Here is a 23,576-nt window from a genome sequence, read left to right as displayed (position 1 = left end):
CTAATAATAATACTGTAGCAAAAACAACCAACTTTCAGAAACCCAACTTGAAAATAAATATCATGAATAACTTTCCAATCCTGATAATTCTAAAATTATTTTCTTAAGAAAAAATTCACAATAGCAATATTTGTTGTAATTTTGTGTAATAAAAAAATTACACTCTGAATAAATTACAACTAGACCCCAATTTTTAAATATGAGAAGAATTTTACTTTTACTTATCATTTTTTCAAACTTACATATAAAAGCACAATGCTGGAAAACAATTTCTGCAGGAGTAAATCATAGTGTTGCTTTAAAATCAGATAATACCATATGGGCATGGGGAAGTAATTTTAATGGACAACTCGGTGATGGAACTACTGTAACTAAAAACAAACCTACACAGATTAACACAACAAATAATTGGCAAATAGTAGTTGCAGGTGACTTTCATACTGCTGCTATAAAAAATGATGGCACCTTATGGGCTTGGGGAGACTTTGGATATAGAGAATTTGAAGTCAGTTCTTCAATAGATAAAACAATTCCAACACAAATTGGTACGGATTCAAATTGGGAAAGTGTTAGCGCAGGAGGTTATCACACTGTAGCGATAAAAACTGATGGAACCTTGTGGGCTTGGGGAGATAATACTTATGGTCAATTAGGTGACGGAACTAAACTTAACAAAACAATTCCAATTCAAATAGGCACAGCTAATAATTGGAAAACAATATCTGCAGGAAAATATCATACGATAGCTATAAAAACTGATGGTACCTTATGGGCTTGGGGAATCAATTCCGCAGGTCAACTAGGTGACGACACCTTCACCGATAGATATAAGCCAACACAAATAGGCACGAATAATAATTGGAAAACAATATCTACAAAAAATCATACAGTTGCAATAAAAACGGACGGCACTTTATGGGGCTGGGGAGCTAATTATTATGGACAATTAGGTATCAGCACCAATACAAATAAAAATACACCTACTCAAATAGGTAGTACCAATAACTGGCAAACGATTGCTGCAGGTGACTATCATACAGTTGCAATAAAAACAGACGGCACTTTATGGACTTGCGGTCAAAACTATTATGGAGAATTAGGTGACAACACTAACATCGATAAGAATGTATTTACACCTATAGACACCATGACTAAATGTAAAATTGCAACCGCAGGAAACAGCTTTACATTAGCAATAAAAACAGACAATACTTTATTTGCATGGGGATCTAACAATACAGGTAAATTGGGTGATGCTACAAATACTAATAAAAAAGTACCAACAGCCATAGCTTGCCCAGAATCACTTACAGTAACGACAAGCCAAACTAACGAAGCTTGTACAGGACTAGGTAAAGCGTCAATAACCTCTGTTACTGGTGGAACTACACCTTATTCTTACCTTTGGTCAAACGGAGCAAAAACAAACACCATTACAAATCTTAAATCAGGTGATTATTCCTGCACGATAAAAGATGCAGATTCTTTATCAGTAACTAAATATTTTACAATTACTGAAACTGGACAACTTTCTCTAACAACAAGCATAACAAATACCTGCAACAACAGTAATACAGGAAGCATGACAATTACTGCAACAGGAGGATCTGGCCCATACCAATACAGAATATATACTGATTACAATATTTCACCTGGATATACTTCCGGCTATCAAACTTCTAATAAATTTTCAAACTTACCGGCAGGAAAATATTACATAGAACTAATTGATAATAATGCTTGTATGATTGTAAATTACGGTCCTGAAATTAAAAACATTACCCCTCCACCAACTGTAAATCCCCAAAGTTTCTACATTAATGCAACAATTGCCGATATACAAATCAATGGCGATAACATTAAATGGTACAAAAACTTAACTGATGTAAATTCTTTAGCAACATCAACCTTACTTGAAACTGCTCAATATTATGCCTCACAAACTATTAATGGGTGCGAGAGTGCTAGAACAGCTGTTGCAATAACTGTCAATTTGCCAAGTGAACAAATTCCTTCCTACGTTCCTACAAACGACTTAATTGCCTATTATCCTTTTAATGGTAATGCAAACGATGAAAGTAGTTACAAATTTAAAAGTATTACGACAAATGTAACTTTATCAACTGACAGATTTAACAATAATAACGCTGCATATTCATTTAATGGAACTAACAGTTCTATTGAATCAAATATTTCTAATTATCCCAAAGAAATAAAATCATACACCGTTACAGGCTGGTTCAAAATTGGAACTCCACAATTATCAAAAGAATATGATTTTTCTTTTTTAAATTTTGGACAAATCGCTTTTAACGATTGGTTGAAAATCAGCTTTTACTTAAAAGGATATCTTAATGCGAAATTCGGTTCAGAAAACTATCAATCTACAGAAAACTATTTCACAAACAACTGGACATTTTTAGCCGTTACTTTTAATTATGACACTAATACTTTCGCACTCTATATAAACAATCAATATAAACTGGGAGGTATTCTAAATGCAGCTAAACAAATCATCTCTCCATCTTTAAGAATTGGAAAAACACAGTCCAATAATAATTATTTTGAAGGCTCTATTGATGATATCGGCATATGGAATCGAGTATTAAGTAGTCAGGAAATATCCGATTTATATAATAGTTATGACCAACTTTTTACGAGAATCCCTGACATCAATTTTGAAAAAAAATTAATTGCTCTAGGCATTGATTCCGGAACACCTGATGGCAAAGTTTTAACTGATAGTATTTCTTCTGTAGAAAATTTAGATGTTTCCAGTGCTGCTATTTCTAATTTAACCGGAATTGAAAACTTCTCAGCTTTAAAAAATTTATTCTGTATGTTTAACAACTTAAGTAGCTTAGATCTGTCTAAAAATATTGCTTTAAGAACTTTAAATTGTGCTCACAATAAACTAAGTAATTTAGATCTTTCGAAAAATATAAATCTGGGTAGTTTAACTTGCTACTCAAATACATTGACTAATCTAAATCTTTCAGAAAATGTTACTTTAAGCAGTTTACTTTGTAGTTCAAACCAATTAAAAAATTTAGATCTTACTAAAAACATTTCATTAAGCAATTTAAAATGTGATTCAAATCAACTCACTATTTTAGATGTTTCCAAAAACACTAATTTAATACGTGTTGATTGTTCAAATAATCAATTAGAAAGTCTTAATTTAAAAAACGGAAATAATCAAAAATTTGATCTCGCTAACTTAGCTTCATCATTTAAAAACAACCCAAATTTAAGTTGTATTCAAGTAGACAATAAAGCCTATTCTGATCAAAACTGGTCGAATATAAAAGACGCAACAACAACTTATTCTGAAAATTGTCCTCCTAAAAACATTTTAATAAGCAGTGAATTTGAGGATAAATTAATTGCATTAGGAATTGATAAAGATGGAAAAAACGGCTCCGTTTTATCTGCTACAATTTTAAACACAACCATTCTTGATCTTTCCAATTCAGGAATCAGTGATTTATCAGGTATTGAATACTTTGTGAATTTAGAAAAGTTAATCTGTAGCGGAAACTCCATAACTTCTCTAAACTTAACCAACAATACACTTTTGAAATATTTAGACTGCTCAAACAATCCATTAAGTGCATTAGATGTTTCAAAAAACACCCTACTTGAAGAACTTTATATTGACGGCCCTACTGTTGTTACAAATAAAACAATCACTGCAAAAAACAATACAATTACCGGATTTGTAAAATTAGACTTGACTAATAATTTGCAATTAAAAAAACTAAGTTGTTCAAACAATCAGATTGTAAGTCTTGACTTGTCTAAAAATAAGCTTCTCACTTTTATCAATTGTTCTAACAACGATTTACAAAGTTTAAATCTAAAAAATGGTTTCAACACCAATTTAGTTACAATCAATTTTAAAAACAATGCTTCATTATATTGCATCCAAGTAGACAATGTTTTATATGCTGACACCAATTGGTCAACTGGTAAAGATTCAAAAACTCAATATGCTGAAGACTGCAATGCTCCACTTACTTTAGCATCAAACAACTTCACCATTGAATCCAAAGGAGAAACTTGTTTGAATGAAAATAACGGAGCTATCAATATTACCGCTAAAGCCAATTATAATTATGTTGCCAATATCAACGGAACCGATTATACTTTGACTAATAATTCTTTGACAGTTGCTAATTTGGCTCCGGCAACTTACACCATCCGAATTACAATTCCGGGACAATATTTTGAACAAAATTTCTCCGTAACGATTCCTAAAGCAGCAACAATTACAGGAAAATCAACTGTTTCTTCGCGATTAGCCTCGGTAGAAATAACGGAAGGAACAGCTCCTTACACTGTTTTTGTTAATGGTAAAGAACAATTTGAAACGAGTTCGGATACTTTTTCGGTTGCAGTGGCCGATGGTGATTTCTTAGAAGTAAAAACAGCTAAAGCCTGTGAGGGAATTTATCTGAAAGAAATTGCAGATGCCCAAGCCTCAATTGTAGCACACCCAAACCCAACCAAAGGAGAATTTACCATTGAAGTTCCTGTTTCACTTAAAAATATCAATGTTGATTTATATACCACCGATTCCAAAATTATTTCTTCGGAAACAAAAAGTGTAACAAATGGTCAAATCAAATTCAACATTGAAAATCAACCTGTAGGCATTTACTATGTAAAAATATATTTGAAAACACCGAAATACTTAAAAATCATAAAAAAATAAAAATGAAGAAATTTATATTTTACAACATCATAGGTATTCTGTCAATTTCTTGCAGTGGTGGAGATGAAACCAACCAAACCGCTCCAATTGCACCCACCTTAGTAGCTCCGGCAAATAATGAATTATGTCTTGATAATGCTGTTGATTTTGAATGGGACTTTGCCACTGAAACAAACAGTACAACCAGCTACCAAATTCAAATTGCCAAAGACAATCAATTTGCTCAAATTGTAAAAACCGTTACTACAGTTTCCGATTTACAAACCATCCAACTCGAAAAAAACACAGCTTACTACTGGAGAATAAAAGCTACTGACAGTCAAAATTCTTTAAGTAGTTTTTCGACTACCTATAAATTCTATACTGCTGGCGAAGCGGTTACTAATCACTTGCCATTTTTACCTGAATTAGTGTTTCCCGCTTCCAATTCAGTTTTAAATACTGCTACTACAAAATTGAGTTGGACAGCAACTGATGTTGATGCAACTGATGTTCTTGTTTATGATGTCTATTTTGGAATTACAACTACTCCCACACAAAAAGTAGCTGAAAATCTCACTACCACTACCTTTGATGTAAACTTAAATTCCGCGAAAGAATATTATTGGAAAGTAGTCGTTAAAGACAATAAAGGAGGAGAAACAACAGGTCAAATTTGGAAATTCAAAACCAACTGAGCATTCTTTAAAACTATAGATTTCATAAAAAAACAACCCATTTTGGAAAATTCAAAATGGGTTGTTTTTTGGCACAAATATTCTACTCTATAAAATTTCTGAACAACTAAAGACTTCCTTAAGTCGCACACCTTTTTCGGTATGTTTCACGGTGATAATCTCGTTGTGTGCATCATGCTCTAAAAACAAATAGTAGTTATTATCGGCAGCGGCGTTCATGAATTTTGTTTTTTCATCCATGGTCAATAGCGGTCTGGTATCATAGCCCATTACATAAGGAATAGGAATGTGTCCTACAGTAGGCAACAAATCAGCACAAAAAACAATGGTTTTCCCTTGGTATTGAATATGCGGAATCATCTGTTTTTCGGTATGTCCATCGACAAAGAAAATCCCAAAATCCAACTCGGATCTTTCCACAAAATCATCTTCGTTTCTTTTTATAAAATGTAGATGACCACTTTCTTGCATCGGTAAAATGTTTTCAGACAAAAAAGAAGCTTTTTCTCGGGAATTAGGTTCAGTAGCCCATCGCCAATGATTTTCATTGGCCCAAAATTTGGCGTTTTTAAACGCAGGTTCAAATCCTGTTCTGTCCTTATTCCATTGAATCGCGCCACCACAGTGATCAAAATGAAGATGAGTCAAAAAAACATCGGTAATATCATCGCGATGAAAACCGTATTTAGCCAATGATGCATCCATAGAATGCGTTCCCCAAAGTGAATAATACCCAAAAAACTTCTCCGATTGCTTATTTCCCATTCCAGTATCAATCAAAATCAATCGGTTCCCATCCTCAATTAACAAACTCCGGGCAGCAATATCAATTAAATTGTTAGCATCGGCTGGATTCGTTTTGTTCCAAATAGTTTTTGGAACTACTCCAAACATAGCACCTCCATCCAGTTTAAAATTTCCTGTTTCAATAGGATATAATTTCATTTTATTCGATTAAAAATTCTACATAAACGCATTTTGCAAGTTATGAAATTCTATTGAGTTGTTTAAAATTTTAGCCGTGAAAGCCTTCAAAACCAAAACTATCATTTTAGGACTTTAGCTATTGATTTTCAATTACAAAGCAAAAAATTAAATATATTCATTCTAAATAAGAATAGAAATAAATAATATCTATTTCTATATTAGTTATAAAAATGTTATCTATTGCGGAATACGTTTTTTATGCCTTATCTTTGCAATTAATTTAGACAAAATCTACATACAATGATACAGGTTTCAGATACTGCCAGAAAAAAAATCATCTCTTTGATGAAAGATGATGGTTTTGATGCCGCCACAGATTATGTAAGAGTAGGCGTTAAAAGTGGTGGCTGCTCGGGCTTATCTTATGATTTAAAGTTCGACAAAAACAAAGGTGAAGATGATAAGATTTTCATAGATAATGACATTACTATTGCTGTTGAAAAAAAATCATTCCTATACTTAGCCGGAACTATTTTAGAATATTCGGGAGGATTAAACGGAAAAGGATTTGTTTTCAATAACCCAAATGCCACCAGAACTTGCGGATGCGGAGAAAGTTTTTCTCTTTAAATCCTGAAAAAAACAAACCTAATTTTAAGAATTTACAAACTCCATAAAAGTGAAATAAATTCTAAAATTTTTAGAATCTAATAAATGATTAAAAACTATTTAAAGAACTTTTAATCTTTAAATTTTTCAATCTTTAAATAAACAAGATGAGTAAATATACAGAAGACGATTTAAAAATCGAACTCGAAAACAAAGAATACGAATACGGATTTTATACCAATCTGGAATCGGAAACTTTTCCTATTGGGTTAAATGAAGACATTGTTCGTGCCATTTCACAAAAAAAAGGAGAACCGCAATGGATGACTGACTGGCGTATTGAGTCTTTCAGAGCATGGGAAGAAATGACAGAACCTGAATGGGCTAACGTAAAATATACTAAACCAGATTTCCAAGCCATTTCTTATTATTCGGCTCCCAAAAAAGTAGATCCAAACAAAACGCTGGACGATGTGGATCCTGAACTTTTAGAGATGTACAAAAAATTAGGAATCTCTCTTGATGAGCAAAAAAAGATGAACAATATAGCGATGGACATCGTTGTAGATTCTGTTTCTGTTGCTACTACTTTTCAAAAAACATTAGCCGAAAAAGGAATTATCTTTATGAGTATTTCTGAGGCTATTAAAGAACACCCTGAATTAGTTCGTAAATATTTGGGAACTGTAGTTCCGCAAAAAGACAATTTTTATGCGGCTTTAAACTCGGCTGTTTTCTCTGACGGATCTTTCTGTTATATTCCAAAAGGAGTACGTTGCCCAATGGAACTTTCAACTTATTTCCGTATCAATCAGGCGGGAACAGGTCAGTTTGAAAGAACCTTAGTTATTGCCGATGAAGGAAGTTATGTTTCTTACCTGGAAGGTTGTACTGCTCCAAGTCGTGACGAAAATCAATTACACGCAGCGGTTGTAGAGTTAATTGCTCTTGACGATGCAGAAATTAAATATTCTACAGTTCAAAACTGGTTCCCTGGAAATAAAGAAGGTAAAGGTGGTGTTTTCAACTTTGTAACCAAAAGAGGTTTATGCGAAACCAACGCTAAAATTTCATGGACTCAGGTAGAAACAGGTTCTGCTGTAACCTGGAAATACCCTTCTTGCGTATTAAAAGGAGACAACTCAGTAGGTGAATTCTATTCGATTGCTGTAACTAATAATTTCCAACAGGCTGATACCGGAACAAAAATGATTCATTTAGGTAAAAACACTAAATCAACTATCATTTCCAAAGGTATTTCAGCAGGAAAATCACAAAACAGCTACAGAGGATTAGTACAGATTTCTCCAAGAGCAGACAATGCCCGAAACTTTTCTCAATGTGACTCGTTATTAATGGGTAACAATTGCGGAGCTCACACTTTCCCTTATATCGAAAGCAAAAGTCCATCGGCTAAAATAGAACACGAAGCTACGACTTCTAAAATTGGTGAAGATCAGGTTTTCTATTGTAACCAACGTGGTATTCCTACTGAAAAAGCCATTGCATTAATCGTAAACGGTTTCAGTAAAGAAGTATTGAACAAGTTACCAATGGAATTTGCCGTAGAAGCTCAAAAATTATTAGAAATCTCATTAGAAGGTTCGGTAGGATAATCATAAATCAAAGTATAAAAAACACATTCGAAAAATGTTAAGTATAAAAAATTTACAAGCCTCTGTAGGTGACAAAGAAATTCTTAAAGGAATAAACCTTGAAGTAAAAGCAGGAGAAGTTCATGCGATAATGGGACCTAATGGAGCAGGAAAAAGTACACTTTCGGCAATTATTGCAGGAAACGAAAACTACGAAGTAACCGAAGGAGAGATCTTATTAGACAACGAAGATATTTCTGAATTAGCTCCTGAAGAAAGAGCACACAAAGGAGTATTCCTTTCTTTTCAATATCCAGTTGAAATCCCTGGAGTTTCGGTTACTAACTTCATGAAAACAGCTATCAACGAAAAACGTAAAGCTAACGGTCAGGAAGAAATGCCGGCTAACGAAATGTTGAAAGTTATTCGTGAAAAATCAGAATTATTAGAAATCGACCGTAAGTTTTTATCTCGTTCTCTTAACGAAGGTTTCTCAGGTGGTGAGAAAAAACGTAACGAGATTTTCCAAATGGCCATGTTAGAACCAAAATTAGCTATTCTTGACGAAACTGATTCTGGACTAGATATCGATGCTCTAAGAATTGTTGCCAATGGTGTTAACAAATTAAAAAGCGATAAAAACGCTGTCATTGTAATTACACACTATCAAAGATTATTAGATTATATCGTTCCTGATTTTGTTCACGTATTACACAACGGAAGAATTGTAAAATCCGGTGACGCTAGTCTTGCCTTAGAATTAGAAGAAAAAGGATACGACTGGATTAAACAAGAACAAGAAGCATAAAATTAGTTAACAGTTAGCAGTTTACAAAACTCACAACTCATAACTTATAACTAAAAAACAAATGGAATTAAAAGATAAATTAATCTCATCCTTCATGGCTTTTGAAGAACGCATTGATGTTCAAACAGAGCTTCATGAGGTAAGAACATCCGCTTTAAAAAACTTCGAAGAAAAAGGTTTCCCAACTAAAAAAGAGGAAGCCTGGAAATACACTTCGCTAAATGCCATTCTAAAGAATGACTTTACTGTATTTCCTAAAAAAGACAGCGCTATTGAATTTAAAGAAGTAAAAAAATACTTTCTGCACGAAATTGATACCTACAAAGTTGTATTTATCGATGGTATTTTCAGTTCGCATCTTTCTTCAACAACTCACGACGGAATCGATGTTTGCTTAATGTCTTCGGCATTAACAAAACCAAAATACAAAATGGTTATTGACAACTATTTTAATAAAATCGCTAACAAAGAAGATAGTCTTACTTCATTGAACACGGCTTTTGCCTGCGAAGGTGCTTACATCAACATCCCAAAAAGCAAAGTTGCCGACAAACCTATTGAAATCATGTATTTCTCTACAGGTAACGAAGCTGCTTTAATGGTTCAGCCTAGAAACTTGGTTATTGTGGGTGAAAATTCACACGTTCAAATTATTGAGCGTCATCAAAGCTTAAGCGGAAATCCGGTATTGACCAATTCAGTTACGGAGATTTTTGCTCAAAAACGTGCTATTGTGGATTATTATAAAATCCAAAACGACGAGCTTGAAGCCAACTTAATTGACAACACTTATGTGTCGCAACAAAAAGAAAGTCACGTGTATGTTCACACTTTCTCTTTTGGTGGAAACCTAACCAGAAACAATCTGAATTTCTATCATTTTGGAGAAAGATTAACTAGCACATTAAACGGGATTACCATTATTGGCGAAAAACAACACGTTGATCATTATACTTTAGTGAATCATGCGCAGCCAAACTGTGAGAGCTTCCAGGATTACAAAGGAATTTACAACGATCGTGCTACCGGAGTTTTCAACGGTAAAGTATTTGTAGATAAAATTGCTCAAAAAACCAATGCTTTTCAACAAAGCAACAACATTATCCTGAGCGACAAAGCTACCATCAATGCTAAACCACAATTGGAAATTTTTGCCGATGATGTAAAATGTTCTCATGGTTGTACCGTAGGACAATTAGACGATACCGCTTTATTTTATATGCAACAAAGAGGTATTCCTAAAAAAGAAGCCAAAGCTTTATTGATGTATGCCTTTTCTAATTCGGTTATTGAAAACATCAAAATCCCTGAATTAAAACAAAGAATCACTAAGATTATTGCAAATAAATTAGGCGTTAAATTGGGATTTGATATCTAATTAAATCCGGTATTAACAAAATCAACACAAAGGGCACAAGTTTATTTATAGAACATTGTGCCCTTTTCATTTTTATTTTCCAAAACCAAAAAAACTGTGGTTAGTTCTCCATAAATTAAACTGATACTACAATCAATCAAAACAAATAATTGCAGTTAAAAACAATTTTAGTTTTAGTACTTTTGTAAAATAGATTTTTTCTAAATAAGTTATGTTAGACATTCAAAAAATAAGAGCCGATTTTCCGATTCTGAATCAAAAAGTAAACGGAAAACCTTTAGTATATTTCGACAACGGAGCCACTTCTCAAAAACCTCAGGTAGTTATTGATGCTATTTCAAAATATTATCAGGAAATAAACGCTAATATTCACCGTGGTGTTCACACATTAAGTCAATTAGCAACTGATGCTTACGAGATTGCCCGTGGCAAAGTACAAAATCACATTAATGCCAAACACGCTCATGAGGTACTTTTTACTTCAGGAACTACTTTCGGGATTAATTTGGTTGCCATTGGTTTTGCTGCGATTTTAAAACCAGGGGACGAAGTGATTGTTTCGCATTTAGAACATCATAGTAATATTGTGCCTTGGCAAATGCTTTGCGAAAAAACCGGAGCTACCTTAAAGGTAATTCCTATGAATGAAAACGGCGAATTGATTATGGCCGAATATGACAAATTACTTTCGGATAAAACTAAAATCGTTGCAGTAAATCATATTTCTAATGCATTGGGAACTATCAATCCTATCAAATACATGATTGATAAAGCGCACGAAGTGGGTGCTGCAATCCTGATTGACGGAGCGCAATCAGTTCCGCATTTAAAACCGGATGTTCAGGAATTGGATTGTGATTTCTATGCATTTTCAGGTCATAAAATGTGTGGTCCTACAGGAACCGGAATTTTATACGGAAAAGAAGCCTGGTTAAACAAGTTGCCTCCTTATCAAGGCGGTGGTGAAATGATTAAGGAAGTTTCATTTGAGAAAACTACCTATGCCGAATTACCTCATAAATTTGAAGCCGGAACACCGCACATTGCAGGAGGAATTGTTTTAGGAACAGCTATCGATTATATGAATGAGATCGGTTTTGAAAACATTCAAAAACAAGAATTAGAATTGTTAGCCTATGCTACCGAAAAACTTTCAGAAATTGAAGGTTTACGCATTTATGGAAATTCTAAGAATAAAACATCGGTAATTTCGTTTAATATAGAAGGAATTCATCCTTATGACATTGGTACTATTATTGACAAATTAGGAATTGCAGTAAGAACAGGTCACCACTGTGCGCAACCGATCATGAATTTCTTTGGAATTCCGGGAACCATAAGAGCTTCATTTTCTTTTTACAATACAAAAGAAGAAATCGACGCCTTAGTTGAAGCTGTTAAAAAGGCCCAATTAATGCTATCCTAGACATGAAAATACTATCATTATTATTCCTGACACTTTTTATGAGCAAAGGCTGTGATGGAGATGCTCAAAGAAAAATTGAAGCCGCTCAATTGATTTACAGCGCTAACTCCAGAGGATTTCATCAGGAAATAATAATCGAAAATCATTATGCCAACATAAAAAATGATAGAAAAGGAAAACCAACTCAAACAAAAATTTCTGATGTCGACTGGAAAGAACTCATAAGGCTTTTTAAAGAAGTAGATTTAGATAAAATCAAAGATCTAAAATCTCCTACTGAAAAACGTTTTTACGATGGTGCGGCAATAGCGAATTTGAAAATAAATTACGAAGGTAAAAACTATGAATCACAAAGTTTTGACCATGGTTTTCCTCCTGATGGAATAAAAAAAATAGTGACTAAAATAAATTCATTTGCAAAACAAAACAATGAAAATTAAAGACATACAAGAAGAAATTGTGGACGAATTCTCGATGTTTGACGACTGGATGCAGCGTTATGAATACATCATCGAATTAGGAAAAAATCTTCCGTTAATCAAAGAAGAATTTAAAGTAGACGAAAACCTAATTAAAGGTTGTCAATCTAAAGTTTGGCTACAAGGAGAAAAAAATGACGATAAAATAATTTTCACCGCCGATAGCGATGCGATCTTAACCAAAGGAATCATTGCGATTTTAATTCGTGTGTTTTCAAATCAGACTCCAAAAGACATCATTGATGCCAACATGGATTTTATAGACGAAATAGGATTAAAAGAACATTTATCACCTACAAGAGCCAATGGCTTGGTTTCGATGATTAAGAATATCAAAATGTATGCTTTGGCATTTAATGTGAAAAATTAATTTTTTGTAACCATATAAGCCATATAAGTTCATTGAAGAAAGTTTAATACTATCTTTATAATGCTACAAAATAATATATGCTTTATGGTAACAAGAAAAAAATTAAAAGATTTAGTCTATAGAATAAATGGTGCAGCAATTGAAGTCCATAAACATTTAGTTCCTGGACTTTTAGAAAGCATTTATCACAAATGCATGATTAAAGAACTATCTCTTCGGGGAATTAATTTTAAATCTGAATTAACGATACCTATTGAGTACAAAGGTTTAGAACTGGAATCCGATTTGAGGTGTGATTTATTTATCGATGATTGTTTAGTTTTAAAACTTAAGGCAGTTGACAAAATAGCACCAATACATAAAGCACAATTGATAACTTATATGAATCTTTTAGAAGCACCGATGGGTTTATTAATTAATTTTAATGTAACGAACATTTTTCACGAAGGACAACAAACACTACTAAGTGATTTTTATAGACGATTAGAGGAAGAATAATAAAAAACTTTAATGAACCTATATGTCTTATATGGTTCAAAAACAAATAAAAAAATGGAACAAGAAATAGATACAAACCAATTAGGAGAAGAGATTGTAAAAAAATTAAAAACCATTTACGATCCGGAAATTCCTGTAGATATTTACGAATTAGGATTAATTTATGACGTAATGGTAAATACAGATTATGAAGTAAAAATCTTGATGACACTTACTTCTCCAAACTGTCCGGTTGCTGAGAGTTTACCAAGAGAAGTTGAAGAAAAAATTAAATCCATAGCTGGTGTAAAAGGTGCCGAGGTAGAAATCACTTTTGACCCACCATGGAGTAAAGACTTAATGAGCGAAGAAGCTAAATTAGAATTAGGAATGCTTTAAAAAAAAGTGTGCAGTGTGCAGGTTTTAGTATGCAGTTAGTAACTGACCACTAAAAAACTGAACACTGATTACTGATTACTGAACACTGAAAAAATGGAAGAAATAATTAACAAAGTGGCTAATAGTGCCTTGGAAGTATTCGACTTAGAAGATTACTATCCAAAGGGTATTCGTACGCAAATTGATATTTCGCAATGGTTACTGGAAGGATTTTTATTAAAAGAAAAAGACTTTAGAGAACAATTAAAAAATCATGATTGGTCGCAATATCAGGATCAATATGTTGCTATCCATTGCAGTACCGATGCTATCGTTCCGGCATGGGCATCTATTTTAGTTACCATACAATTAGCTCCTTTTGCAAAAAAAATTATAGATGGAAATATTCAGGATATCGATGTGGCTCTTTATGAAGAATTATTATCTAAACTGGACTACACCGTTTATGATAATAAATCGGTAATTATCAAAGGTTGCTCTAAAAAACCAGTACCTATGCGTGCTTATGTTTTAGTGGCTCATTATTTACAACCATACGCCAGAAGCATTATGTATGGCGAAGCCTGTTCGGCAGTACCTTTATACAAAGCACCAAAAAAAGTTTAAAACTTATATTTATTGAATGAAATGCTACTTTTCCAGTAGCATTTTTTTTATATTTACTATTCAAAACTTCCTTAAATATGAAAACCCTACTTCAATTATTCGTATTTACATTTTTTATTTTTTCACTAAAAGCCCAAGAAACAATAAAAGACACTACCAAAATTTGGACAAAAAAAGGCAATATGTCCCTACTATTAAGTCAATCAGCATACAACAAGCAATGGCTGGGTGGCGGAACTTCTAATGTTGCTGGAAATTTTAATTTAAACTACGACTTCAATTATAAAAAAGGAAACGTAGTCTGGGATAACAAGTTTATTCTGGCTTACGGATTGAGTAAAATAAAAGGCAATGAAAGAACCGCAAAAACGGATGACCGCATCGAATTGAATTCACTTTGGGGAAAAAATTCTACAATTAAAAATTGGTACTATTCCATGTATTTCAATTTCAAATCACAAATGGATACAGGGCTAGACAAAAATGATGTGAAAATTTCTCATTTTTTCTCTCCGGCTTATTTCCAATTTGGCCCAGGTATTTTATACAAAAGAGACAATAATTTAAGTGTCAATATTGCTCCTGCTGCAGGAAAACTAATTTTAGTTCACAAACATTTTACTGACTTAGGTTCTTCTTTTGGAGTTTTACAAGGTGACAATTCCCGTTTTGAATTGGGTGCCAGTATTTCGACCTATTATAAAGTTAGCCCTATAACTAATGTCTCCATTGAAAATATTCTGAATTTGTATTCCAACTATTTAGAAGACCCACAAAATGTGGATATTAACTACCAAATGAATGTAGTCATGAAAATCAACAAATACCTTTCAGCTAATATCAACATGCAAACCATCTACGATGACAATGCCATCAAAGCTTTTCAGGTAAGAGAAATATTTGGCTTAGGAGTTAATTATGGGTTTTAAATTTCATGAATATCATAAAAAAATCCCTTTTTAGATTTAAATCTAAAAAGGGATTTTTTTATCCTTCATATTATCTTATTCGTCTTCTTTTTCAAAAGCATCCTTATAATCCGGATACAGGAATTTATTGTATGGAAAACGAGTAATGTGAATTTGCCTTACAGCCTCGTACACTCTTTCTCTGAATTCTTCAAAATTCTGCTTATTAGTAGCCGAAATAAACAAAGCATTTTGTTCCCCAACTCTACTCATCCAGGTCGATTTCCACTCTTCAAGCGTATAGTGTTTTTTGGTTTTTTCGGTCATTAAATCATCTTCATCGATTGTCAGGTGACGGTAAGCATCAATTTTATTGAAAACCATCAAAGTAGGTTTATCACTGGCTTTTATATCCACTAAAATCTGATTTACTGAAGCAATATGATCCTCAAAATCCGGATGCGAAATATCTACTACATGCAATAACAAATCGGCTTCACGAACCTCATCCAGCGTACTTTTGAAAGATTCTACTAATTGCGTAGGCAACTTACGAATGAATCCAACGGTATCAGAAAGCAAAAATGGTAAATTCTTGATTACCACTTTTCGAACCGTAGTATCCAAGGTAGCAAACAATTTGTTTTCGACAAAAACATCGCTTTTCCCAATAGCATTCATCAAAGTCGATTTTCCTACATTGGTATAACCCACTAAAGCCACACGAACCATAGCGCCACGATTACTGCGTTGCACGCCCATTTGCTTGTCGATAGTTTTGATTTTATCTTTCAACAATGAGATTCGGTCACGTACAATACGACGGTCGGTTTCAATCTCCGTTTCCCCCGGACCACGCATCCCGATACCTCCTTTTTGACGTTCTAAGTGCGTCCATAATCCGGAAAGTCGTGGCAATAAATATTGGCATTGTGCCAGTTCAACCTGAGTACGAGCATAAGACGTTTCGGCTCTTTGCGCAAAAATGTCCAAAATCAAATTGGTTCTGTCCAAAATTTTACAATCGATAATTTTGGAAATATTCTTTTGTTGCGATGGCGTTAATTCGTCGTCAAAAATAATGGTGGAAATTCCATTTTCTTTTACATAATAATGAATCTCCTCAATTTTTCCTGAACCTAAAAAGGTCTTCGGATTGGGTTTGTCCATTTTTTGCGAAAAACGCTTCACCACCTGTCCGCCTGCTGTAAAAGTCAAAAACTCCAATTCATCAAGATACTCATTGAGTTTCTCTTCACTCTGGTTTTGAGTTACAATACCTACAATGACTGATTTTTCAAAATTGATTACTTCTTTTTCTAACATAATATCTAATAAGCTGCAAATTTAATCATTTGCTAAATAGAAATGTGCTTTATAATTTCTTAAAAATCATTAAAGAACAGGAGTCGTTTTCTTTATAAATCTTTTTAGAAAAGATTTAATTAACAGAAATTAATTTTACTTCAAAAATCAACACTGAACCACCAGGAATACTTCCATAATCACTTCCTCCGTATCCAAGTTTAGCCGGAATAACTAAAATAGCACTTCCGCCTTCTTTTAAATATGAAATCCCTTCAGTCCATCCTTTTACAACCTGACCTAAACCAAAAGAAATTCCTTTTTCGTCACTTTGATCAAAAACTTTTCCATCCATAAAGTATCCTTTGTAAGCAACAGTCACATTAGAAGCCGGAGTAGCTTGCTTTCCTGTTCCCGGATTATTGATTACATAATATAATCCTGACTCTGTTTTAGTTCCTTTTAATCCTTTTTTAGCAACATAGTCTTCAATTTCTTTTTCATTTTTAGCGATGTAAGGAATTTCACTTGGAGCTACACTCTTACTTTCGCTAGTTTCACCATTCTCTTTTTTACAAGAAATAAAAAGGGTCATAATCAATAATGCCGATAATAAATGTTTCATAATTAAATTATTTTTTAAAAGCCAAATATAGTAAAATCAAGTTTTCTTTTTATAAATTATGTTTTTCAAATAAAATTCAAATTTAAGTTTCAACCCCATTAAACATGGACCATTCTTAAAAAATACTACTTTTAAAACCATAATAGTTAGATTTTCAAAATGGTTATTTTCCTACATAAACCCAACTAACCTGTTTTTATTTCAGGACACCACAAGATACCACAGGATACTGATTTACACCTACCTAATTAAATTTACCCCGACTATTAACCAATTTAACCAAAACCATTTATGAACAGAAAAACTACTTTTTCTTGTCATTGGCTGCACCTTAAAGTCAGCTTGATGATATGTTTTTTCTTCATTTGCATTTCAATCAATGCCCAACAATGGAGTATTTTAGGAAATGAAGAACAAATTTCAGCAGTAGCATCTTCCAATACCAGCATTGCTGTAATAAAAAACGGGACTACCTTTACACCTTATGTCGTATTTACAGAAAGTGGAGTACCAAAAGTAAAAAAACGATTATCAGACGGTACTTGGATTCAAGTAGGTTCAGAACTAAACTCAAGTGCTTCTTATACAAAAATTTACACAGATGCTATTGGTGATTTATATGTAACATATATAGACCTTTCATCAGGTTCTAAATTGGCGCTAAAAAAATTAGATTATGCTACCGAAACCTGGGGAACCATAAACCCTGATGACCCTAATTCACTTTATATTTCCTCAGGAAATGCAAATGGAATGAGTTCGGTAGGCCAATACAGTTCAACTGCCCGTTGTTCTTTAGCATTTGATTCTTTCAACACACCCTATATAGCCTATCTTGAAGGTAGTGGTAGTACGGGGATGGCTCCTACAGTAAAAAAATATAATGGAACTTCTTGGGTAACTGTAGGTACAGGTGCTGTGTCTACTGATTATGCAGCCGCACCTGGATTAGCTATTGACGCTACCGACAAACTGTGGATGGTATATTGTAAATTATCAGCTTATAATTCAACAACCGGAGTTATGGCATTATATAATTTTAATGGAAATAACTGGACATTAATAAACAATAATCCCGTTACATCTGGTATCCGACATACTAACATCGCAATCAAAGACAATAACAATATTGCAATCGCCTATTTTAATACTGCTAATACAAATAGAGCAACAGTTATTTTGTATGATAAATCTACAGATACCTGGGGAACTGCAGCAACACTTGCATCTAGAGATTCCCCAAATATTAGTTTGATAAATGACTCCTTAGGAAATCTCTATTGTTCATTTATTGATTACACCTCATCAACAACCGTTTATCCAACCAGAGTTCGGTTTCTGGCAGCCGGTAGTACTACATGGACAGAGTTAAAAGACCCAAATGTAACCAGAGGTGTTGACGAACCTACAGGATCGCCAGCTATCGCAATAGGTAATGCTCCTTATCCTTATGTAATTTATACGAAATCAAATTCTAACAGCATTACAACACCTATTGTTAGGTTGTATGTTCCGCCACCGCCACCAGCAGAACTTACAACTAACAACCCTAATACTATAACGACTACCTCTGTTGTTTCAGGAGGTAATATCACTTCAGATGGAGGAGTAGCAGTAACCGAAAGAGGTGTAGTTTACAGCAATAGTAATTCCAGTCCAACAATTAATGATGGAAAAGTGGTTGATGCTAATGCTGGTTTAGGCAATTATAGTGTGACACTATCAGGATTAACTCCCGGAACTTTCTATTATGCCAGAGCTTATGCAGTTAATGGCGGAGTTGCCTCCTATGGAAATACGGTAAGGATAAGTACTTTGCAAATCCCAGATGCAGTTGTTAGTACTCCAAAACAGATGGAATACTTAACAAGAGGTCTTGTAGCTATCCAAAAATCTTCTAGCTCAGTGTTTTTAAGTTGGCGTTTCTTAGGAGATGATCCTTCGGGCATAGCATTTAATGTGTATCGAAATGGAGTAAAGGTAAATGGCTCCCCAATTACAACTTCAACCAATTATACAGATATCACTAGTACATCGAATAATAATTACAGCATTACAACCATTTTAAACGGAGTAGAAAGCGAACAAACAATCCCTGTAAACGTATGGGCATTGAACACTTTTAATACTAGTGGTCATCACAACAAATTATATATTCCTTTACAAATTCCTACAGGTGGTACTCTACCAGACGGACAAACGTATACTTATACCGCCAATGATGCCTCGGTAGGTGATGTTGATGGTGATGGTACTTATGAGATTATCCTAAAATGGGATCCAACTATTGTCAATGACAATGCCGGCGGCTATAGTGGAAAACAAATATTTGATTGCTACAAACTTGATGGGACGAGATTATGGCGTATCGACCTTGGCATCAACGTAAATGCCGGACCTCATTACAATCAGTTTATGGTCTATGACTTTGATGGTGACGGAAAAGCAGAAATAATTTTAAAAACGGCCGATGGAACTGTTGATGGACAAGGAAATGTAATTGGTAACGCTTCCGTTGATTATCGCAATACTTCAGGATGGGTACAATCTGGACCTGAATTCTTAACGGTTTTCAACGGATTAACCGGTGCTGCTATGGCATCAACGACATACCAGCCTTCCCGTGACAATGTATCAGACTGGGGAGACAGTTACGGAAACCGTCAGGATCGTTTTGTGTCGGCTGTTGCCTATCTTGATGGTGCCAGACCGAGCTTAATTGTAGCTCGTGGTTATTACAATAGATTAGTTCGTGCGGCTTACAACTGGCGAAACGGACAATTAACAATGTTATGGAAATTTGACAGTAAAGACCCAAATCATCCGGAATACAATTCCTATTCCGGACAAGGAAATCACCAAATGACCATTGGAGATGTGGATGGTGATGGTAAAGACGAAGTGATTAATGGCTCAAGTGCCATAAATGATGATGGAAAACCGCTTTGGACTTACGGGTTGGGACATGGAGATGCACTTCATATGACTGATATGGATTTAGACAAACCTGGACAGGAAATCTGGATTAACCTAGAAGCACCGGGTTCTTATGACGGAATGGGACTAAGACAATATGAAGCTAAAACAGGAAGAACTAATTGGGGGATTGCCACTACAGGTGACGTAGGTCGTTCAATGGCCGCCGATTTAGATCCTTATTTTAAAGGATACGAAATGTGGGGTTCTTCAGGTGATGGTACTTATGATGCAAAAGGAAACCTTATAAGTACTAACAGACCATCATACAACTTTGGAATCTGGTGGGATGGTGATTTAGGACGTGAATTATTTGATAGAAGTTACATAGACAAATGGAATCCTAGTAGTAAAAGTGCTGGTCGTTTGTATACTATTTACAATGATTATCCAGTTTCAACTAACAACAGTACCAAAAGCAATCCTTGCTTGCAAGCTGATATTTTGGGTGATTGGAGAGAAGAGTTAATTATGCGTAAATCGGATAATACTGAATTGGTGATTTTCACTACAGACACACCAACAGATTACCGAATTCCAACCTTAATGCATGATCCGCAATACCGTACTGCTATCGCTTGGCAAAATTCGGCATATAACCAACCTCCCTATCCTAGCTATTACATTGGTTACGATATGGACGTAAATAATATACCAACAGCAAAAATTTCAATCGCAGGTCATTCAACTACCGGGGTAACATCAATTTTAAGAAAAACACCTTCAGCGGCATCAACTAATGCTTCATCCGTCACTTACAATGTTACCTTTTCAGCAAATGTAAACGGGATAGATAGCAGTGACTTTAGTATCACAGCTACAGGCAACGCTACCGGAACAATTGCATTGGTAACAACAATTACATCTTCTTCTTATGATGTGACGGTTAATAACATAAGCGGAAATGGAACTTTACGTTTGGATTTAAATACTAGTGGTACCGGAATTAGTGACGATTCGAGTAATGCAATCAAAAGTGGTTTTACCTCCGGTGAAATTTACACCATAGACAACACATTACCTACTTTGAGTACAGTTACTATAACATCTAACAATACGACTAGCGCATTGGCCAAAACTGGAAATACTGTGACTTTAAACTTTACAGCCTCTGAAGCAATAAGTGCTCCAGTAGTAACTATTGCCGGACATAATGTAACTGCTACTAATGCAAGCGGAAATAATTACACTGCGACTTATGTATTAACAAATACAGATAGTGAAGGAATTATTCCATTCAATATCCAATTTTCAGATGTAGTTGGAAATGCAGGAACAGCTGTAAGCACAACAACTGATGCTAAAACAGTAACTTTTGACAGAACAGCTCCTACTTTGTCTGCAGTAACATTTACCTCAAATAACGCCAACAATGCCGTTGCAAAAACAGGAAGTATTGTAACAATTAATTTTACAGCCTCAGAAGCTATTAGCAGTCCAACAGTAACTATCGCAGGTCATAGTGTAACAACTTCTAATACTTCAGGAAACAATTATAGCGCTGCCTATACAATGACAACTTCTGATACAGAAGGCACCATTCCATTTACGATTGATGTTGCTGACTTGGCTGGAAATACAGCTGCTCAGGTAACAACTGCCGCTAGTACAATTAACTTTACCAAAAATATTACTAGTCTTACAACTGTTACTATTGCATCAAACAACACAACTCCTACTGTGGCAAAAACAGGAGATATCGTTACCTTAAATTTTACAGCTTCAACTACAATATCCAATGTTATTGTTTCCATTGCCGGACATAGTGTAACTGCAACAAATGTGAGTGGAAACAGCTATATTGCTACTTTCACAATGACAAGTACAGACAGCGAGGGAGTAATTCCGTTTTCGATTACTTTTAAAGATGCTGCCGGAGATGCAATGCCTACTGTTTCTGCTTCTACTGATGGCAAAACAGTAATTTTTGATAAAACAAATCCAACACTTTCAACTGTTACAATAGTATCCAATAATGCGACTACAACCTTAGCCAAAACTGCTAATGTGGTAACATTGAACTTTACTGCTTCTGAAAGTATTTCTGTTACAAGTGTAAGCACAGCGGGTCATACCATAACAGCTTCTAACACAAGTGGAAATAATTACAGTACTTCCTACACCATGACTAGCTCAGATTCAGAAGGTATTGTTCCATTTGCCATTCAATTTAAAGATTTGGCAGGAAACATAGGAACAACAGTATCTACAACTACAGATACTAAAACGGTAACTTTTGATCGTACACTACCAACATTGTCTATGGTGACTTTTGTTTCCAATAATACTAATACTAAAATAGCCAAAGAAGGAGATGTAGTTACCTTAAACTTTACTGCTTCTGAAGCAATCAGTTTGCCAACAATTACAATAGCTGGACACGCTGTAAGCGCTACCAATATTTCTGGCAACAATTACAAAGCTACCTATACAATGGTTGCTGCAGATGCAGAAGGGGTTATTCCTTTTACGATCAATTTTGCAGATCTAGCTGGAAATGCAGGAACACAAGTTTCTACTGCAAGTAGCACGGTGACTTTCAAACATACTACTCCAAAAATGAAAGTTTATGTTGAAACACCAACTTGTCCAGGCAAAGCCAATGGAAAGATTATTATTGGTTCCGATTTAAACAATTACACCTATAACCTTACTATTACAGGAAATGGTATAAATATAGCTTTAACAAATCAAACTATTACTTCAACCATAAATTGGGAGAGATCCGATTTTGCTGCTGGAACCTACTTGGTTACTATTGCCATTCCTTCCATTAGTTTCCAAGAGTCCTATAATGTTGTTGTCAAAGAACTTTCAACCATTTCTGCAAAAAGAGACACGACAGACAAAACTGTTAGTTACACTGTTTCAGGAAGTAATGAATACACGGTAACGGTTAACGGAGTATCCAACACCTATATCACAGGTACAACTGATAGTGCTAGCATTCAAATTGATGGTAGTTTACTTCAGGCTAATAATACCGTTGTAATTGCAACCGATAGTGAATGTCAGGGCGCTGTTCAGGATATTTTTGCGATGAGTCCATCAATCACCATTCAGCCAAATCCAACCTCTGATATCGTTTATATCCAAGGAGTGAGCAAAGGATTAATTCAAGTGTACTCAAATAATGGTGCTTTATTACAGGAAGCCAATGCTGAAAAAACCAACAGTATTAATTTAAGGGGTTATGCCACTGGATTGTATTTGATAAAAATCACACAGGGGACAACGGTTGAAACATTTAAAGTTATTTTGAAATAACAACTTAATTTTAAGCAATACTAAATT

17 protein-coding genes are annotated in these 23,576 nt (G+C 34.4%); 14 read left to right on the top strand and 3 right to left on the bottom strand.

What is annotated here, in order from left to right; genetic code table 11:
• The first annotated feature begins 199 nt into the window (after positions 1 to 199).
• Both AAEO59_RS07905 and AAEO59_RS07900 read left to right on the top strand, forming a co-directional pair.
• Positions 200 to 4,717, top strand: a complete 4,518-nt coding sequence (locus AAEO59_RS07905; RefSeq protein WP_341700191.1) for an RCC1 domain-containing protein — start codon at positions 200 to 202, stop codon at positions 4,715 to 4,717.
• A gap of 2 nt (positions 4,718 to 4,719) precedes the next feature.
• Entirely contained in the window at positions 4,720 to 5,394 is a 675-nt protein-coding gene (locus AAEO59_RS07900; protein WP_341700190.1) for a glycoside hydrolase family 78 protein, read from the top strand.
• Positions 5,395 to 5,481: 87 nt separating this feature from the next.
• Here AAEO59_RS07900 and AAEO59_RS07895 read toward each other — a convergent pair whose 3' ends face one another.
• A complete protein-coding gene (locus AAEO59_RS07895; protein WP_341700189.1) occupies positions 5,482 to 6,339 on the bottom strand; it encodes an MBL fold metallo-hydrolase in 858 nt (285 codons plus the stop codon).
• A gap of 282 nt (positions 6,340 to 6,621) precedes the next feature.
• Here AAEO59_RS07895 and AAEO59_RS07890 point away from each other — a divergent pair, with 282 nt between their 5' ends.
• The 11 genes from AAEO59_RS07890 (at position 6,622) to AAEO59_RS07840 (ending at position 15,397) form a co-directional block, all read left to right on the top strand.
• The gene (locus AAEO59_RS07890) at positions 6,622 to 6,951 is read left to right on the top strand and encodes a HesB/IscA family protein (protein WP_341700188.1); all 330 of its coding nucleotides are present in this window, start codon (positions 6,622 to 6,624) and stop codon (positions 6,949 to 6,951) included.
• Between the two features lie 146 nt (positions 6,952 to 7,097).
• Entirely contained in the window at positions 7,098 to 8,546 is a 1,449-nt protein-coding gene (sufB, locus tag AAEO59_RS07885) for a Fe-S cluster assembly protein SufB (protein ID WP_066327618.1), read from the top strand.
• Between the two features lie 34 nt (positions 8,547 to 8,580).
• Positions 8,581 to 9,333, top strand: coding sequence for a Fe-S cluster assembly ATPase SufC (gene sufC / locus AAEO59_RS07880; protein WP_341700187.1), 753 nt, complete (start codon positions 8,581 to 8,583; stop codon positions 9,331 to 9,333).
• A 61-nt stretch (positions 9,334 to 9,394) separates the two neighbouring features.
• Complete coding sequence (gene sufD, locus AAEO59_RS07875; protein WP_341700186.1) at positions 9,395 to 10,711, top strand: Fe-S cluster assembly protein SufD; 1,317 nt, start codon at positions 9,395 to 9,397, stop codon at positions 10,709 to 10,711.
• 211 nt (positions 10,712 to 10,922) lie between these two features.
• Positions 10,923 to 12,137 (top strand): aminotransferase class V-fold PLP-dependent enzyme, encoded by a 1,215-nt coding sequence (locus AAEO59_RS07870; protein ID WP_341700185.1) that lies wholly within the window; start codon positions 10,923 to 10,925, stop codon positions 12,135 to 12,137.
• 2 nt (positions 12,138 to 12,139) lie between these two features.
• Positions 12,140 to 12,577 (top strand): hypothetical protein, encoded by a 438-nt coding sequence (locus AAEO59_RS07865; protein WP_341700184.1) that lies wholly within the window; start codon positions 12,140 to 12,142, stop codon positions 12,575 to 12,577.
• Entirely contained in the window at positions 12,567 to 12,986 is a 420-nt protein-coding gene (locus AAEO59_RS07860) for a SufE family protein (RefSeq protein WP_066327638.1), read from the top strand. The genes AAEO59_RS07865 and AAEO59_RS07860 overlap by 11 nt, the downstream gene beginning before the upstream one ends.
• Positions 12,987 to 13,070: 84 nt before the next feature.
• Positions 13,071 to 13,484: a GxxExxY protein gene (locus AAEO59_RS07855; protein WP_341700183.1), complete on the top strand. Its 414-nt coding sequence runs from the start codon at positions 13,071 to 13,073 to the stop codon at positions 13,482 to 13,484.
• 54 nt (positions 13,485 to 13,538) lie between these two features.
• On the top strand, positions 13,539 to 13,862 hold the full coding sequence (locus AAEO59_RS07850) for an SUF system Fe-S cluster assembly protein (RefSeq protein WP_341700182.1): 324 nt from the start codon (positions 13,539 to 13,541) through the stop codon (positions 13,860 to 13,862).
• A gap of 93 nt (positions 13,863 to 13,955) precedes the next feature.
• Positions 13,956 to 14,468 carry a DUF2480 family protein gene (locus AAEO59_RS07845; RefSeq protein ID WP_341700181.1) on the top strand — a complete coding sequence of 171 codons (513 nt, stop codon included), beginning with the start codon at positions 13,956 to 13,958 and terminating at the stop codon, positions 14,466 to 14,468.
• Between the two features lie 77 nt (positions 14,469 to 14,545).
• Complete coding sequence (locus tag AAEO59_RS07840) at positions 14,546 to 15,397, top strand: DUF3078 domain-containing protein (protein ID WP_341700180.1); 852 nt, start codon at positions 14,546 to 14,548, stop codon at positions 15,395 to 15,397.
• A gap of 75 nt (positions 15,398 to 15,472) precedes the next feature.
• On the opposite strand, the gene hflX is transcribed toward AAEO59_RS07840, so the two are convergent.
• Positions 15,473 to 16,702, bottom strand: coding sequence for a GTPase HflX (gene hflX / locus AAEO59_RS07835; RefSeq protein WP_341700179.1), 1,230 nt, complete (start codon positions 16,700 to 16,702; stop codon positions 15,473 to 15,475).
• 115 nt (positions 16,703 to 16,817) lie between these two features.
• Positions 16,818 to 17,306, bottom strand: coding sequence for an FKBP-type peptidyl-prolyl cis-trans isomerase (locus AAEO59_RS07830; protein WP_341700178.1), 489 nt, complete (start codon positions 17,304 to 17,306; stop codon positions 16,818 to 16,820).
• Between the two features lie 345 nt (positions 17,307 to 17,651).
• On the opposite strand from AAEO59_RS07830, the gene AAEO59_RS07825 reads away from it, so the two are divergent.
• A complete protein-coding gene (locus tag AAEO59_RS07825) occupies positions 17,652 to 23,549 on the top strand; it encodes a rhamnogalacturonan lyase family protein (protein WP_341700177.1) in 5,898 nt (1,965 codons plus the stop codon).
• Positions 23,550 to 23,576 lie beyond the last annotated feature (27 nt).

This window comes from Flavobacterium flavipallidum (assembly GCF_038289905.1).
Taxonomy (GTDB): Bacteria; Bacteroidota; Bacteroidia; order Flavobacteriales; family Flavobacteriaceae; genus Flavobacterium; species Flavobacterium flavipallidum.
Note: the sequence above shows the minus strand (reverse complement) of the source record. Positions and strands in the feature narration are given on the sequence as shown.